Origin of the sequence: Oribacterium sp. KHPX15 (assembly GCF_900107835.1) — a bacterium.
Lineage (GTDB): Bacteria > Bacillota > Clostridia > Lachnospirales > Lachnospiraceae > Oribacterium.
Window position 1 is genome coordinate 133,111 of the sequence record NZ_FNRG01000005.1, and the last position, 15,822, is coordinate 148,932.

General features: G+C 42.0%; 14 protein-coding genes and 1 tRNA gene. 5 read left to right on the forward strand and 10 right to left on the reverse strand.

Annotation, left to right across the window (positions count from 1 at the left end; translation table 11 throughout):
* Window positions 1-26 precede the first annotated feature (26 nt).
* The 5 genes from atpG to BLV86_RS05330 all read right to left on the reverse strand — a co-directional run bounded on the left by atpG (window position 27) and on the right by BLV86_RS05330 (window position 4,604).
* Window positions 27-938: an ATP synthase F1 subunit gamma gene (gene atpG / locus BLV86_RS05310; protein ID WP_090815411.1), complete on the reverse strand. Its 912-nt coding sequence runs from the start codon at window positions 936-938 to the stop codon at window positions 27-29.
* A gap of 43 nt (window positions 939-981) precedes the next feature.
* Entirely contained in the window at window positions 982-3,033 is a 2,052-nt protein-coding gene (gene atpA, locus BLV86_RS05315) for a F0F1 ATP synthase subunit alpha (protein WP_031551884.1), read from the reverse strand.
* Window positions 3,034-3,035: 2 nt separating this feature from the next.
* The gene (gene atpF / locus BLV86_RS05320) at window positions 3,036-3,542 is read right to left on the reverse strand and encodes a F0F1 ATP synthase subunit B (protein ID WP_031551881.1); all 507 of its coding nucleotides are present in this window, start codon (window positions 3,540-3,542) and stop codon (window positions 3,036-3,038) included.
* 49 nt (window positions 3,543-3,591) lie between these two features.
* Window positions 3,592-3,807 (reverse strand): ATP synthase F0 subunit C, encoded by a 216-nt coding sequence (atpE, locus tag BLV86_RS05325; RefSeq protein ID WP_029199782.1) that lies wholly within the window; start codon window positions 3,805-3,807, stop codon window positions 3,592-3,594.
* Window positions 3,808-3,926: 119 nt separating this feature from the next.
* Window positions 3,927-4,604 carry a F0F1 ATP synthase subunit A gene (locus tag BLV86_RS05330; RefSeq protein ID WP_090815413.1) on the reverse strand — a complete coding sequence of 226 codons (678 nt, stop codon included), beginning with the start codon at window positions 4,602-4,604 and terminating at the stop codon, window positions 3,927-3,929.
* Between the two features lie 348 nt (window positions 4,605-4,952).
* On the opposite strand from BLV86_RS05330, the gene BLV86_RS05335 reads away from it, so the two are divergent.
* Complete coding sequence (locus tag BLV86_RS05335) at window positions 4,953-5,882, forward strand: LysR family transcriptional regulator (RefSeq protein WP_044916707.1); 930 nt, start codon at window positions 4,953-4,955, stop codon at window positions 5,880-5,882.
* Between the two features lie 175 nt (window positions 5,883-6,057).
* Here BLV86_RS05335 and BLV86_RS05340 read toward each other — a convergent pair whose 3' ends face one another.
* The 3 genes from BLV86_RS05340 to trmB form a co-directional block, all read right to left on the reverse strand.
* Complete coding sequence (locus BLV86_RS05340; protein ID WP_031551871.1) at window positions 6,058-7,677, reverse strand: C40 family peptidase; 1,620 nt, start codon at window positions 7,675-7,677, stop codon at window positions 6,058-6,060.
* Between the two features lie 266 nt (window positions 7,678-7,943).
* Window positions 7,944-8,016, reverse strand: a tRNA-Lys gene (locus BLV86_RS05345).
* 154 nt (window positions 8,017-8,170) lie between these two features.
* On the reverse strand, window positions 8,171-8,824 hold the full coding sequence (gene trmB, locus BLV86_RS05350; protein WP_031555183.1) for a tRNA (guanosine(46)-N7)-methyltransferase TrmB: 654 nt from the start codon (window positions 8,822-8,824) through the stop codon (window positions 8,171-8,173).
* Between the two features lie 140 nt (window positions 8,825-8,964).
* Here trmB and BLV86_RS05355 point away from each other — a divergent pair, with 140 nt between their 5' ends.
* The 4 genes from BLV86_RS05355 to BLV86_RS05370 all read left to right on the forward strand — a co-directional run bounded on the left by BLV86_RS05355 (window position 8,965) and on the right by BLV86_RS05370 (window position 14,771).
* Window positions 8,965-10,098: an SH3 domain-containing protein gene (locus BLV86_RS05355; RefSeq protein WP_031555185.1), complete on the forward strand. Its 1,134-nt coding sequence runs from the start codon at window positions 8,965-8,967 to the stop codon at window positions 10,096-10,098.
* A gap of 206 nt (window positions 10,099-10,304) precedes the next feature.
* The gene (locus BLV86_RS05360; protein ID WP_031555187.1) at window positions 10,305-11,015 is read left to right on the forward strand and encodes a response regulator transcription factor; all 711 of its coding nucleotides are present in this window, start codon (window positions 10,305-10,307) and stop codon (window positions 11,013-11,015) included.
* Entirely contained in the window at window positions 11,012-13,192 is a 2,181-nt protein-coding gene (locus BLV86_RS05365; protein WP_090815415.1) for a sensor histidine kinase, read from the forward strand. The genes BLV86_RS05360 and BLV86_RS05365 overlap by 4 nt, the downstream gene beginning before the upstream one ends.
* A complete protein-coding gene (locus tag BLV86_RS05370) occupies window positions 13,176-14,771 on the forward strand; it encodes a D-alanyl-D-alanine carboxypeptidase family protein (RefSeq protein WP_090815417.1) in 1,596 nt (531 codons plus the stop codon). The genes BLV86_RS05365 and BLV86_RS05370 overlap by 17 nt, the downstream gene beginning before the upstream one ends.
* Window positions 14,772-14,850: 79 nt before the next feature.
* Here the strand turns inward: BLV86_RS05370 and BLV86_RS05375 are convergent, their stop codons facing one another.
* Complete coding sequence (locus tag BLV86_RS05375) at window positions 14,851-15,402, reverse strand: M48 family metallopeptidase (RefSeq protein WP_090815420.1); 552 nt, start codon at window positions 15,400-15,402, stop codon at window positions 14,851-14,853.
* Window positions 15,403-15,502: 100 nt separating this feature from the next.
* Window positions 15,503-15,733, reverse strand: a complete 231-nt coding sequence (locus BLV86_RS05380; RefSeq protein WP_031555197.1) for an HPr family phosphocarrier protein — start codon at window positions 15,731-15,733, stop codon at window positions 15,503-15,505.
* Between the last annotated feature and the right edge of the window lie 89 nt (window positions 15,734-15,822).

The following is a 15,822-nucleotide window of genomic DNA, read 5'->3' on the forward strand; positions in this document are numbered from 1 at the left end:
CTTCGAAAATCCGATACCTAAAGCTTCTAACGATTCTTCTTCTGGGCTCTCGCTCCCGCCGCAACCTCGGTTATTTCCTGAGTGATGGCGGCCTGACGGGTTCTGTTATACTGAATGCTCAATTCCTGCTTAAGCTTGTTACCGCTTCTGTTGGCTGCATCCATGGCAGTCATTCGGGAATTCTGCTCTGAACAGAAAGACTCAACCAGGGCACTGTATATGAAACCACTGATATAATCGGGAATTACATTGTCAATGACCGCTTCTGCAGAAGGCACCAGTCTGAATTCCTCCATGCCCGCAACCATAGGTATAGCCTGTCCAAATACGCCTTTATTGATCTTATCAATGGGCAGAAGCTGCTCCGTTTCCGTTACCATCTCGAGAGAATTCTTCATTCTGGTATAGACAATATAAACAGAATCTATCTCATTATCGTGGAAAAGATCCAGTACTCGTCCTGTAATGACACGAGCACGATGAAGGGTCGGATTCTGAGCCGTATAATGGAATTCTTCTTCAATATCTATCCCATTTGAGCGGAAATATACTCTGCCCATTTCTCCTACAACATACAGCTTGTGTCGTGGTCTCGCCTTAAGGATTTCCTCCGTACGCTTTATAACATTATGGTTATATGCACCTGCAAGTCCCTTATCGGCAGTAACACAGATAATTGCTGTTCTGTAATTCTCTGTTCTCTCCTTCTTACGAAGATCTTCTCTGAGATCAAGATAAGGATGTCTAAACCCTTCGGGAACATGTCTCAGGATACGCTGTATGGTGGTTCTCAGGGTATAAAAGTAAGGTTCGGTCTGCTGAAGCTCCACCCTGGCTTTTCGAAGCTTTGTACTGGAGATAAGATACATGGCATTTGTGATCTTTAATGTATTGTCAATGCTGGAGATTCTGTCTCTCAGCTCTCTTGTTGTTGCCACAATTCACTCCTCCGTATGAAATAATGAGGGCATACTGTCCGCATTATTTTTCTTCACTGTCGTCTTCAAGCTTTCCTTTGCTGTCATTCCACAGCTTTAAGAATTCTTCAGCCACGGTAATGATCTCAGCTCTTGTATCATCTCCCAGCATTCTTGATATCTCAATGTTCTTTCCGATCTCAGGGTATCTTTGTCTGAAATAATCAAGCATCCTGCCCTGGAATCTCTTAACATCTTTCTTCTCAATGGTCATCATGCTGTGATTAAGAGCCACTACAAGGGTTATGACCTGATCACTCAGGGACATAGGATTACATAATGGCTGCTTCAAAAGTTCCATCAAGACATTACCCTGTGTAAGCAGGTCTCTTGTGTTCTGGTCAAGATCAGAGGAGAACTGTGTAAATACAGCCATTTCTCTGAACTGGGCAAGATCGATACGAAGAGAACCTGAAGATTTCTTCATGGCCTTTGTCTGGGCTGCGCCACCAACACGGGATACAGAAAGTCCGACATTAACCGCAGGTCTTTGACCCTCGAAGAAAAGATTGGACTCAAGGAATATCTGTCCATCGGTAATGGAAATAACATTAGTAGGAATGTATGCGGATACATCTCCGTCCATTGTCTCAATGATAGGAAGAGCTGTTATGGATCCGCCGCCGAGCTCCTTGTTCAGATGGCAGGAACGCTCCAAAAGTCTTGAATGAAGGTAGAATACGTCGCCCGGATAAGCCTCACGTCCAGGTGATCTTCCGAGAAGCAGTGAAAGTGCTCTGTAAGCAACCGCATGCTTTGAAAGATCATCATAAATGATGAGAACATCCTGGCCCTTATACATGAAGTATTCTGCAAGTGATGTTGCTGAATAAGGAGCGATATACTGAAGCGGTGCCGGATCTGCTGCTGTTGCCGCTACCACACAGGTATAGCTCATGGCTTCATGTTTCTTTAAGGTCTCAACCAGAGATGCGACTGTTGATTCCTTCTGTCCGATGGCTACATATATACATATGCAGTTCTTGTCATGCTGATTAAGGATAGTATCTATAGCGATAGAGGTCTTTCCTGTCTGACGGTCGCCAATGATAAGCTCACGCTGACCTCTTCCTATAGGAAACATTGAATCGATGGCAAGTATTCCGGTCTGCATAGGCTCATTAACCGGTGAACGGTCAATGATTCCCGGTGCCGGCTGCTCGATGGCACGAAACTCTGTTCCATTTACAGGTCCAAGTCCGTCAATGGGCTCTCCGAGAGCATTAACAACTCTTCCGAGGTAATCATCGGAAACTGCGATACCTGCCATTCTGCCGGTACGTATACCTCTGCTTCCTTCCGAAAGTCCTGATTCGTCTCCAAACAGGATAACACCTATCCTGTCTCTTTCGATATTCTGAACCATACCCTTGGTTCCGTTATCAAAAGTGATAACCTCACCGTACATGGCATGGTCAAGACCATTCATTATGGCAATGCCGTCACCGATGCTCTCGATGAATCCGATTTCCTTCTTTTCAGCCTTAAGGTCAAAGTTACCTACACTCTGCTGAAGTATGGTAATGATGTCGGCATCACTTGTTAACTCTGAACGGGTATTCTTTAACTGCTCCAGGAACTGATTTCTTCTTCCGATGGTTGACCAGTCATACTGGTCGTTCCCTACTTCCAGGATAAATCCACCGCCCAGACTCTTATCCTCACTGAGATTAAAATCAAAGTGATGGGTATTATATTTGTCAAAAACAAACTTCTGGATATCCATAAGTTGTTTTTCAGAAGGTCTGGTCACATATCTCAGCTGTACATGGATCTGTCTTTCATTGCTGGTACGTATATTTGTGTACTGCTTTGCTATTTCATCCCATTTCTTCAGATCGTTGTCATCACAGAGGCTCTTAAGAGTCTTTCTTACTTCTGTAGGAAATACACTGTCGATAACCTCATAACGCTTTTCAATGGGAATCGTAGGATCACTCAGCTGAGAAGCCGTCTGGGGTAGTACCTCGAAAATTCTTGAGGTGGAACTCATTACACTTTCGGATACCTGTGACTGAATCAGACGTTCTGCAATTTCTCTGGCATTCTGACTCACGATTATGCCTCCTGATTATCTGGTTTAACTGAATTACTGTCTCCGTTTATGAACTGATCGAAAAGCTTTCTGTCATTAGCCTCGCTGTCCTTGGAAGCTGCGATCTTGTATGCGGCTTCTGCGACAAGAACTGCCATCTGCTGCTGCATCTCACGCTGCTTTGTCTCTGCTTCCTTCTCTGCCTGGATTTTGGCTTCAGCGATTATCTTATCGGCCTTCTTGTTGGCATTGTTTACTATCTCATCATATTCCTTTGAAGCATCGATCTTTGCTTTATTGATAGTATTCTTTCGCTCTTCTTCGATATTTCCGAGGCTTTCCTCATATTTTTCTTTCAGATGCTTGGCATCTTCATTTACCTGTTCAGCCTTCTTATAGGACTCTTCTATCTCTGCCTGACGTTTCTCCATAACCTCACGAACGGGTTTGAACAGAAACTTTTTCATGAGATAGACGAGTACCAACAGATTAATGACTGTAAACAATAAGTTGATATCTACTCTTAACATACTTTCTCTCCTGATGATCTTGAATTATGATTTGAAAATTCCGTAATGATCATTTAAGGAAGAAAATGCAAAGGATACCAAGTACGAAACCGTAAATAGCTGTTGCCTCCGCAAGAGCACATCCGAGAAGAAGGATTCTCATGATCTTTCCGTCTGCTTCAGGCTGTCTTGCAATAGCCTCTGCTGCTTTACCTGTTGCGATACCGATTGAAAGTCCTGCTCCCAGGCAGGCAAGTGCTGCTAAACCTACACCAATTGCTGTCATGCTCATATTTTTTTCTCCTTTAATTAAAAAATATTTTTAGCTTAAGGCCTGTGATCTTCGGACCGCTGCTGCCAAAAGCTTGATTTATGATTTTTAGATTTCTTTTGTTCCCAAAATCTTTATTCCGTTGCATCCTGGATATAAAGAGATGTCAGGAAAACAAATACATAGGCCTGGATAAGACCGTCAAATATATCAAAGTAAAGGCTGAAGATCGCAGGAACACCCACGGGTACCACCATCTTTATAAGCTCCATGATGATGAACGCGCCGAGGACATTACCAAACAATCTCATACAAAGAGACAGGGGTCTGATAACCAGCTCCAGAATATTGATAGGGGTAACAATGGCCACAGGCTCTGAAAAATGCTTTATCCAGCCTTTGGCACCCTTTCTTCTGAATCCCGCGATCTCTATAAGGAAGATACTTATTACAGAAAGTCCCACCGTTACATTGAGATCCTTTGTTGGCGGCTTCAGGCCAAAAAGACCAATGAGATTGGATACTCCAATGTAAATCAGGATAACGGAAATTATGGTACTGTACTGTTTTCCGTGTTCTCCCAGAAGCTCTCCCGTGAAATTGTCAAACCAGGAAACAATGATTTCTGCCAGCTGCTGTTTCTTGCTTGGATTTCTTACTTTAAGATTGGATCCGAGGTAAACCGACAATCCAACCAGTATCGCCATGATGACCCAGGTGATAACCGTTGATTCCGCAACCTCGATCCCTCCGATGCTGAAAACCGTAGAAACTTTTAGCTGTTCCTGGAGTTCTTCGGTAAAACGCTCCATTTGACTACCTCCATTTCTAATATTGTGTTCATGTGAAAAAAGTGATATAAAACACTCTTTTTTCCTGTTTACTAACCCACTTTACTCACGGGTTTTTATTATATTCTCAGATTTTTAATATTCAATCCGCATTTTTTGCATGTTATCTATATCAAATTGACATGGTTTGTAAATTTTGTTATATATTTTTATGCATCTTTTTAGAATATTTGTTTCTTTTACATCATAAAAAGAGCTGTATTTCCATTTCGTTTTTTCATAAATATTTATTCGAAATGAATATTTTTTTGTCATGATTGAAACATGCCACTATACTCTTTTTTACTCGGCAAAAAACTGGAGAATATTATGATTTCTTTTGATTACTACAGAATATTTTTCTTTGTAGGCACCTACAAAAGCTTTACAAGGGCTGCAAGGATGCTTGGCTCAAACCAGCCCAATGTCAGCAGAGCCATGAATAATCTTGAAGAAAACCTGGGATGTAAGCTTATGCAAAGAGGTAAACGCGGTATAACACTTACTCCCAACGGGCAGAAGCTTTTTGAACATGTGTCCATAGCATTCGAACAGATAGAGCAGGCCGAAAAGGAATTGAATAAAGATATCAGTCTTGAATCGGGACAGGTTACCATAGCAGCATCGGAGAATGCCCTCAGGATCGTTCTCCTTCCCGTGCTTCGGGATTTTAAAACAAAATATCCGGATATAAACATCCGCATATCAAATCATGCCACCCCTAAGGCCATAGTATCTCTTCAAAATGGTATTGCAGATTTTGCGCTTATTACCACTCCTCTTACCATCCGTGCACCTCTTACCATGGAGCCGTTATTTAATTTCAGGGAGATACCTATCGTGGGGCCCTCTTTAAAGCACCTTTCAGAAAAACCCATGTCTCTGAGAGAGCTAAGCACCTATCCTATAATCAGTGTTGGCCGCGATACCGGGACAAGAGAATTATATGTACAGTATTTTCTGAATCATCAGCTGACATTTCAGCCTGAGTTTGAAGCTTCATCCACAGACCAGATCCTTCCCATGGTGGAAAACGACCTGGGAATAGGATTCTATCCCGAAGCTCTGGCCGCGGATGCTCTGGAACGAAAACTCGTGTACAGGATTCCTTTGCTGGAACCTATCCCCGAAAGGACTTTTTGTCTTGCCATAGACAGCTCTCGAAACCTTTCTTCGGCTGCCATAAGACTTATCGAAACCTTTGTCCGGGAATCCAACAGAAGAGAGCTTCTCCACTCCTATTCGCCGGAAAAAGACTAAGAATAATTTCTTATGACCCGATTTAAAATCGGGGACAGAAAAAAACCGGTCACATCAGGATTTTCTTTCCTGATGTGACCGGTTTTAAAGTCAGTATAGTGTAAAGATTTTCGGCATTTCATAGCTTACGTGTTATATGTTTGTAACATTAAGCCTGCTGCCAACATTCCATCTATCAGCTGAAGATTCTCCAACCGCAGATGAAGTGATTTGCCCACCATGCTCCGAGGTTTCTGTGAACTACTCGTCCGTTTGAAGATGAAGCATCGATGATGGTTCCGCCTCCGGCTACGATACCAACGTGACCTGAAACTACGATGATGTCTCCTGCCTGAAGTTCATTATAAGATACCTGCTTAAATCTTCCCGGATTTCTCCAACCTGAGGAAGTCATGTAAGAAACGCCTACACCGGCCTGATTCAGACACCAGTATACGAATCCTGAACAGTCAAAGCTGTTAGGTCCCTTTGCTCCCCATACGTAAGGGCATCCGATCTTAGAGGATGCTATAGCGATAAGGTTGGCTGCTGAACCTGAAACTGTTTCTCCACCGTTTCCAACATATGCTGTCTGAGGAATCTGAACTGCTGCCGAGCCTGAATTTCCGCCTGTATTTGCAGGTGCGGTTACAGTTGTATTTCCTGTAGTTCCTGAAGAACTCTGTGAAGTGCTGCTTTGCTTTGTATTCTTCTTTACATTTCCGCTATGAAGAAGTGTTATAGTCTTGGCACCTGCAAGTCCGTCTGCAGTCAGTCCGTTCTTGCTCTGGAAATTGGCAACCGCTGACTTTGTAAGTTCTCCAAAGTAACCTGTAGCCTTATCTGAATCGAGATATCCGTACTTAACAAGATATTCCTGCAATTCCTTAACTGAATCCGACTGTTCTCCGAGACGCATAGCATACGGAATAGCATTGGGATCATCCAGAGCAGCTCTTGTATCGGGACCGAGATATCCATCCACAACCTGGTCATTTCTTGACTGGAATGCTTTAATGGCATTTTGTGTTCCCAGTCCGAAGTTACCATCTGCCTCACCCTCAAGGTAACCGAGATTAATCAAAATCTGCTGATACTTTTTAACAAGATCAGACTGTTCACCCAGAGCAACAATATTGGCCTTTACTTCATCAGAATATAACAGATTGTAAGTACTTGTTCCGTAAATGCCGTCTACGGTAAGTCCGTTCATCTCCTGTAATTTCTTTACTGCTTCCATGGTAGTCTCGTCATAAGTTCCATTTATGTCGGAAGCATTATAAAGATAACCAAGGTTATACAAACGATACTGAGCATGAGTAACGTCATTACCCTGAAAACCGAGTTTTAATGCATAGTGCGGAGCATTGTCAGACATGATGGCATCCCAGGTCTCAACACCACAAATACCATCCATGGCCATCCCGGCCTGTCTCTGGAAATACTGTACGGCAAGAGATGTTGCATCACCATAATATGTTGTAGGTTCATCAGGATCCATATAACCGAGATCCATAAGTCTCTGCTGAAGATCTCTTACAACTGAGTTGATGACTCCGACCGTAAGGTTAACCGGTGCCAGCTCTTCAGCTGCATCGTCTACAGTAACGCCTGCTATAGAGGGAAGTACATTGGAATTGATTCCCAATGCAGCCACATATTCAACAGCCTCAGTCTCCGGTGCTGTTGTAACAACTATCTCTGATTCATTTTCTGTATTTACAGATTCACTTATCTGCTGTTCGCATCCTGTCATAACCAGCATACTTGCTGCCAATGCCAGTGATGTAAGCCGTAAAAAACTACGATTGAACATAAAATTCGCCTTTCTGCGATGACTCACCTATAAGGAAGTATCAATGCGGATTCATTTGAACCGCCCGGCTCCCATGATCGAAAATCGTGGGCAGTCTTGTATCATTCTACTTTTTAAACTATATAATTATAGCATCAGCATCATAAATTCATGTTACTTTATTCTTACAATACTATAATAGAGAAGGGAAAAAGAAGTAAAACCGGAGTCCTCACGGGCTCCGGTTTTACTGATGCTGACATTATGTACTTTTAAGCAACAAAAAATGCACCTTCAGGGACTTGAACCCTGGACAAACGGATTAAGAGTCCGCTGCTCTACCAACTGAGCTAAAGGTGCATGTCTTATGCGCTCTTTTTGAGCGCTTGTTTATAATACATAATCAGTTGGGGGTTGTCAATAACTTTTTGAAATTTTTTTAATCCTGTTTTTGGTTACAGTTCAGCCGTCACCTATGGTCCCATAGGCTGAGCTGTTTCTGCTTCTTTTCATATCACTGTATGGCGATAAGTTTATATATAGGATTACCCTTTGCCGAAAACTTCTCTTCGTACTCAGTCATAACATTTCCTTCATTCATAGAAGAGTCATTATGCAGATCTCTTGTTACAGCTGTAAGCTTCCAGCCTGATTCAGGGATAGACTCAAGAGAATAGTCAAAGAGTCCTGTGTTATCCGTTTTAAATTCAAGCTGACCATCCACTTTAAGGAACTCCTTATATATCTTCATAAAAACAGGACTTGTCAAACGTCGGTTAGCCTGTCTGTCTTTAGGCCAGGGATCGGAAAAATTAAGATAAATCCTGTCTACCTCCCCGGGAGCAAAAACATCTGACAACATCCTGGCATCAATGGAGATAAATGTGAGATTATCTAGCTTTATGCCTTCACTTTCAAGAGCTTCCCTCTTTTTTATAGCTTTCAATATAACTGTGTCATATCTTTCTATACCTATAAAATTAATATCTCTGTTTTCCGCAGCCATCTTTTCGATAAACTGTCCTTTTCCCATTCCAATCTCAATCCTTATGGGGTTATCATTTCCAAAATACTCTTTCCACTTTCCTTTATTCTTTTCCGGATCATGTGTTACATACTCTGAATTTGCCACAAAATCTTCAGATCCTGTTATATGTCTTAATCTCATCTTAAATACCTTTCATTTTATATTTTTACTATGTTTAACATAGATTCTTTTTTTCATCAAGTCTGTAGCTGCTTCCCTTGAAGTGACTTTTGAAATTGAGTATACTAGATGTAATATGATTTCCGTTAAGGAGGTTTTTTATGCCAACACCGAGAGAAACTAGTATTTGGGGCAATATAAGAAGTGATCTTAACAAGGCTCAGCAGAGTATTCTGAATGGACAGTATTCCGAGGCCATGATCCTCGATAAGAGTATCCTTAAAACTCTGGTTCGTTTACAAATTGATAAAGCTGTTCTGGTATCCAACAATCTTGAAAATGACATAGATCAGCTTTATAACAATCATCTTATTTCCGAAGAAACAAGAAACAATTATCACACCATACGTGTATATGGAGAACAGGCGGAATCCGGTGAAGCTACATCCCAGACCGCTAATGATTCATTTTCTCTCATCAGAGATGAACTTGCTCTTTATATGGATTCGCCTTCTGATTCCAGGCAGTCCATTCCTTCCTACACCCAGAATATAAGAGAGGCCGCACAGGCTGCTGATGACTATGGTGATGCCATGGAAGATGATGCAGATGCCTTTGATGAAACAGCACCGGAAAGTGATTTCCAGAATTCCGAAGATTTATCCGGAACATCCACCGGAAGCACACCTTCCTTTGTAAGCGGCCTTGGCAATGTAGATATTCCTCTGTCAAATACCTCCGCAGGAAGAGACTCAACCCAGAAACGTGCTTCACGTCCCACAAGGCCACTTCGCGACAGCGAACGTGTTACCAGAAATCAGGGACGCCGGATGTCACAGAGCAGAGACGGAAGGCCGGTACGCAGAGTTAAGAGAAGAAGAAGCAGCTCTCTTGATATGTACAATATCATGAAGTTTGCTATTCCTATCGCATGTATCATTCTTCTCATTATCCTTATAAAGATAATAATGGGGGGTTCCGACAGATCCACAATCGAGACAACTCCTGCTGCAACAACAGAGGCAGTTATGGGAACAACAGCTGCTGCTGAGTCTGTTCCCGAGGAAACTGCAGCTCCCGAGACTGAAGCAGTATCTTCTGTCTGGGTAACAACCACAGGTGTTAAGGTTCGTACAGAGCCTAATACAGATTGTGAGGTTCTTGAAGTTCTTGATGCAGGCGTCCAGGTAACCTATAAGGGTGATGCCAATGACGAATGGATACAGATCGACTTCAACGGCCGTGATGCATACCTGAACAAGCAGTTTGTTCAGCCTGTTGCCTCTGAAGCATAATAATTGATCAAAACCAAAAGCTTCCGGTTTTCCGGAAGCTTTTTTAATTTCAGAGTTATCCACCGGTGACGGTTCTAGCGGTTGAGAACCGTCACCGGTGGATTTCCTTCCGACTTTCTTTGCATTGAATAAGCCAATAATGTATAATAATGTAGTTTATTAGTATCTAAGGATACCTATTTCACCTACCAACAGGAGGTTTTTATATGCAGACAATTCTTGTATGTGACGACGACAAGCAGATCGTCGAAGCCATTTCCATCTATCTTACCGGAGAAGGATTCAACGTCCTTAAAGCTTATGACGGCTACGATGTTCTGGAGATCATGGAACAGCACAGAGTAGATCTTCTCATCATTGACGTAATGATGCCCGGACTTGACGGAGTTCATACTGTTTTAAAGATAAGGGAGACCAGCTCCATACCTATCATCATGCTTTCCGCAAAGGGTGAGGACAATGACAAGATCCTTGGTCTTAATGTGGGCGCAGATGACTATCTCACCAAACCTTATAATCCTCTGGAGCTTATCGCCAGAGTAAAATCACAGCTCCGCAGATATACCCAGCTGGGAAACATCGGAGAGGCTGACAACGGAAATATTTTTGCCTGTGGTGGTCTCGTGATGAATGACGATACAAAGGAGGTTACTGTTGATGGCAATGCCGTAAAGCTAACACCCATCGAATACAATATCCTTCTTCTCCTGGTAAAGAATGCCGGCAAGGTTTTCTCTATTGACGACATTTACACTTCCATCTGGAATGAGGAAGCAATCGGTGCAGATAATACTGTAGCTGTCCATATACGTCACATACGTGAGAAAATCGAAATAAATCCTCGTGAACCGAGATATCTTAAAGTAGTATGGGGTGTAGGCTATAAAATCGAAAAACAGGACTCTGCTAAATCATGAAACGAATCATCCTTACAATAATTAATTTTGTATCAATAATCCTTATCATCTGCAGTATCGGAGTCCTGACTTTCGGTGCTGCAGAGGGCTCAGCCCTGGAGTATGTCCGTCAGCCCGATTATGTAAAGAGCGCCTCATACGAATCCAAGACAAATGAGATGATGACTGATGTTTTCGACTACGTCCAGCTCACTGATATTTTTGAGAAAGACGGAAAACTGGACCTTGGTCTCATCATAGCTCAGGCTGACATACAGGGACAAAATGTTTCCTACTCCCTGGATTATCTCATACAGTACGCAAGATCCATGGGCTATTATTTTGATTCCTGGAATCGTCTCAGAAATGATGGATCAAGAACCATTTCAAAGGAAGAAGACGAACTCAATCACCAGATAATCGTTCAATATCGTGCTTATCTTCCTAATTATAAACAAACCAGCCCTACAGACGGTCAGATGTCTCTTGGCACTTTGGCGGAAGAAGCATTAACCTACCTTGCCAGGTATTATGCAGTAAAAAATGAGTTCGATAAAAGTGCAACCAACTTTTTCTTTAACGTAAGATATACCACAAAGGGTAAGGAGGTGGTTTTCACAAATGATCCGGACCGGAAAGAAGAAGATATTCGATCCCTTCCGAGTTTTGTCTATGTGGATTCCAATTCACTCCAGGTATCAACAAGTTTCAATAATATCCCGCAAAACCTTATCCCGCTTTTACAGGCACGAAATCCATTTCAGTCAGACAGCTCACAATACTACTATTCTGTGGGCATAGATACTGATTTTCCTAACGATGATATCCTGAAAAACAATGCAGAGGTTTATAACAGTCGAAGAATCTCAAGCATCTCCGGACTCCTGATGCTTTCACTTTCCTCTATTGTTGCGATTCTCTCTCTTGTATATCTTGCCCTTAAAACCGGACAGAGTGAGGACAGCTCGGATAAAAAAATCCATCTGTATAAGATAGACTATTGTCCAACAGAGATTATTATTTCCGCTTTCTTTATCTGGGGATTTGTCGCAGAAATGGTAGCCCCTCAGTTTATTGAATCTGTGGAAAATGTTATCGGGTTCCTTGACAACTGGGATTTCTGGGCATCAGCATTAAGCTTTCTCCTTAAGTATATGCTGTTTGTTCCAATGTTGTTTTCGCTGATAAGAAATTATAAAGCGGATCGTTTGTGGAAATCATCATTACTGAAGAAGATATGCGATCTTTTCGGGCATTACATTTTCAGCGCTGAAAAAACGACCTCAAAGCTTTTCAGTTATCTGCTGTTTGTTTTACCGAACCTTTTAGCATTTGCAATGATAGTTTTCCTTTTTGTCCGTTTCTATAAGATGGCAAGTCTAAATGCTTTAATGCTTGCCCTTGCGATACTTCTGATCATTCTGTCCATTGATTTTTATGCCTGGCACATAGCAACAGGTCTCAGTCATGCTGTTGATGAACAGGTTAAGTCCGAACGTTTAAAGGCTGACCTTATCACCAACGTTTCCCATGACCTGAAGACACCTCTGACATCCATCATAAGCTATGTAGACCTGCTTAAACGTGAGGAGATAGATAATCCGAGAGTTCAGGAGTATATAAAAGTACTTGACCAGAAATCAACCAGACTTAAAACATTGACAGAGGATCTGGTTGAAGCAAGTAAGGCAAGCTCAGGAAACGTCAAAATAGACTTTGCGGATATCAATTACAACGAGATAGTTGAACAGGCGCTTGGTGAGTTCGAAGACAAGACCCATGCCGCAAAGCTTGAAGTGATACTCAATTACCCTGATCATCCTGTTATGATCAGTGCCGACGGAAGACATCTTTGGAGAGTTATCGAAAATCTTTTAAATAACTGCTGTAAATACGCTCTCCGGGAATCAAGAGTTTACGTGGATATCACTGAAGACGAGGATTCAGGTACAGCAACATGTACCATAAAAAATATCTCCTCAAGGCCCCTTAACATTTCTCCGGAGGAACTCACAGAGAGATTTGTAAGAGGCGATGTAAGCCGTACAACTGAGGGTTCGGGTCTCGGACTCTCCATAGCAAAAAGCCTGACAAAGCTTATGAACGGAGAGCTTGTTATAAGCATTGACGGAGATTTATATAAAGCCTCCGTTGTTCTGAAAAAGGCTGTGAAAGAAGTAAATGATACAAAAGATTAAATCCTACATAAATAAAAAAAGGCTGTTCAGGCAGATTTTTATAACCCTTGCGTCAGTTTTCATTTTCACCTCAAGGTGCTATGCCGAAGGATGGCCACGGGCTGACTTTGATATCGTATCGGACGGAGCGATCCTGATGGACGCCGACTCAGGTGCCATTCTTTATGAAAAGAATGCAACCACCGCCTATTATCCGGCTTCCATAACAAAGGTCCTTACAGCGATCCTTGTTCTTGAGAACTGTGATAATCTGGAGGACAAGGTCACATTTTCCTATGCAGCGGTAAATACGAATCTGGAACCTAATTCAACCATCATCGGTGCGGTGCCGGGTGACAAGCTTTCAGTGCGTGACTGTCTTTACGGACTCCTGCTTCATTCAGCCAATGACTGTGCCAATGCTTTGGCCGAGTATATTGCAAAAACCAATGAAAATTTTGCAGATCTTATGAATGAAAAGGCCGCGGAGCTTGGATGTGTTAATTCTCATTTTGTAAATCCTTCGGGACTTAACGATCCGGATCATTATACCTGTGCATATGATTATGCAAAGATCATGCAGTATGCCATAAAAAATGACACATTCCGAAGTATTGATGCCACACAGGCTTATACCCATGCACCCATAACAAAATATCCAAATGTTGATGACAGCGAGAATACTGTTTACGCCCATCATCATATGATGAGAAAAAGCTATTCGGACTACTATCCCGGAGTTTTTGCAGGAAAGACCGGATATACAACATTGGCAGGAAACACCCTGGTCACGGCTTGTGAAAGAGACGGCATGACTCTTATCTCAGTTATACTTAACGGTCACAGTGCACAGTACTCAGATACCAAAAAACTCTTCGATTTTGGCTATGAGAATTTCTATTCAATCAGTGCCCGGGAAAACGATAAGAATCTGAGTAAGCTCTCCAGCAATATGAAGGTTTATGGCATCCAGCTTATAGACTCAATCGGCTTTGACATCTCTCCCTCATATCATATTACTGTACCTAAAGGAGATACCATAGATGCTGTCACGGATACTCTTACCTATGATCTTAGTGAAGAAGAAAAATCCGACGGATCCTTCGCACGTATCGACTATAGTTACGGTGACAAGGAGGTAGGAAAAGCCTATATCAAATTAAGCGATAATTCTCTGAAGACCAAACTAAGCAGTCAGCTTGCGGAAGAAGCTTCGGAAGCAGGATCCGTGAAACTGCCGGAGGAAACCATTCCGGAAACCATAAGTATCACCAACAATGAATCCGATGTGGTTTACAATGAAAAATCCGAACGTCCTGAAGACCGGGAAAAACACGCTCCTATCATAGTAAACAATGAAGACGGGCGCCTTGAAATCTCCAAACCCATCAAACAATTACTGCTGATACTTGGATCTATCGCTCTTGTTGCAGGTGTTATCTTCCTTGTTTACTACCTGTTTGAACGAAGAGAAGAATATGCCAACAACAGACGAAGGTCCCGCATGCTGAAGCATACACGAGATCTTTCAAAGGCACAGAAGATACGAAGAGATATGCTTATGAACAGCCGCTCAAGAAAAAAATATACCAAAAAATAAAGAGCCCCCCTGTAGATAAAAAAGGCACTGCAGAATTGATTTTGCTCCCATTGAACAAATCCATTCTGCAATGCCTTTTTTATTCCATACGGCCGATTATCACTCCGCCGTTTTCATCAAGCCATTTACGTCTTTCCCTGTAATCAGGCAAAACCTTTTCAACCAGTGCCCAGAACTGAAAGGAATGATTCATTTCTTTTCTGTGGCATAACTCATGTACCACCACATAATCTATTATCTCCGGCGGTGTCAGCATAAGAAGACAGTTAAAGTTAAGATTACCTTTTGAACTGCAGCTTCCCCATCTGGACTTTTGGTTCCTTATGGTTATGCGTCCGTACTGAACTCCTACCTTGGGTGCGAAATATTCCACACGTTTTGGTATGTACTCCACAGCCTTATCCCCCAGTTTACTTAGTTCTTCATTACTGAGAGGTTCGACACTCTTCGCACGCTCTATTTCTTTCTTTACTTTATCCACATGATCCTTGATCCATTTTGCCCTTTTCTGCAGGATTTCCTGTATTTCTGCATTGGTTGTATTATATGGAGCTTTAATGATCACTTCCGCTTTACTGTTGACTGTGATCACTACCGATTTTCTGTTACATCTCTGTATCTCTATCTGCATTTCTTTTATACCTCGGTGTCTATATTATCATATTTTAAAATAAAAAAACGCCCAAACCGGGAATTCTCCCAGTCCAGGCGCCTTTTGCATTTTAAGCGGATCACTCAACAATATAGTCCTTGAGAGAAACCTTTGCATCAGCAAGGTTCTCTGTTCTGACCTTAAGGTTTAAAACCTTTCCGAGACCCATATAGATTATTCCAAGTACTGATTTTGCATCAACAATCTTTGATCCCTGAACAAGATCCATCTCGTACGGAAGTTTAGATGTTAATGCTACAAAATCGCCTACTGCTTCACGATTTGGAATCATAATGTTTAATTCACTCATCGTTTTTTCCTCCTGATATCTGCAATAAAAAACTTCTTTGTGATCACCTATCATATCTGTAACCACTTACACTCTGCTCTATGTCAATC

Excerpts from the sequence above, each read along its gene's own strand:
- BLV86_RS05355 (WP_031555185.1), top strand. The coding sequence starts at position 8,965 with ATGCCAACACCGAGAGAAACTAGTATTTGGGGCAATATAAGAAGTGAT.
- BLV86_RS05340 (WP_031551871.1), bottom strand. The coding sequence starts at position 7,677 with ATGTTCAATCGTAGTTTTTTACGGCTTACATCACTGGCATTGGCAGCA.
- BLV86_RS05375 (WP_090815420.1), bottom strand. The coding sequence starts at position 15,402 with ATGCAGATAGAGATACAGAGATGTAACAGAAAATCGGTAGTGATCACA.
- BLV86_RS05330 (WP_090815413.1), bottom strand. The coding sequence starts at position 4,604 with ATGGAGCGTTTTACCGAAGAACTCCAGGAACAGCTAAAAGTTTCTACG.
- atpF (WP_031551881.1), bottom strand. The coding sequence starts at position 3,542 with ATGTTAAGAGTAGATATCAACTTATTGTTTACAGTCATTAATCTGTTG.
- BLV86_RS05360 (WP_031555187.1), top strand. The coding sequence starts at position 10,305 with ATGCAGACAATTCTTGTATGTGACGACGACAAGCAGATCGTCGAAGCC.
- BLV86_RS05380 (WP_031555197.1), bottom strand. The coding sequence starts at position 15,733 with ATGAGTGAATTAAACATTATGATTCCAAATCGTGAAGCAGTAGGCGAT.
- atpE (WP_029199782.1), bottom strand. The coding sequence starts at position 3,807 with ATGACAGCAATTGGTGTAGGTTTAGCAGCACTTGCCTGCCTGGGAGCA.
- BLV86_RS05365 (WP_090815415.1), top strand. The coding sequence starts at position 11,012 with ATGAAACGAATCATCCTTACAATAATTAATTTTGTATCAATAATCCTT.
- BLV86_RS05335 (WP_044916707.1), top strand. The coding sequence starts at position 4,953 with ATGATTTCTTTTGATTACTACAGAATATTTTTCTTTGTAGGCACCTAC.
- trmB (WP_031555183.1), bottom strand. The coding sequence starts at position 8,824 with ATGAGATTAAGACATATAACAGGATCTGAAGATTTTGTGGCAAATTCA.
- BLV86_RS05370 (WP_090815417.1), top strand. The coding sequence starts at position 13,176 with ATGATACAAAAGATTAAATCCTACATAAATAAAAAAAGGCTGTTCAGG.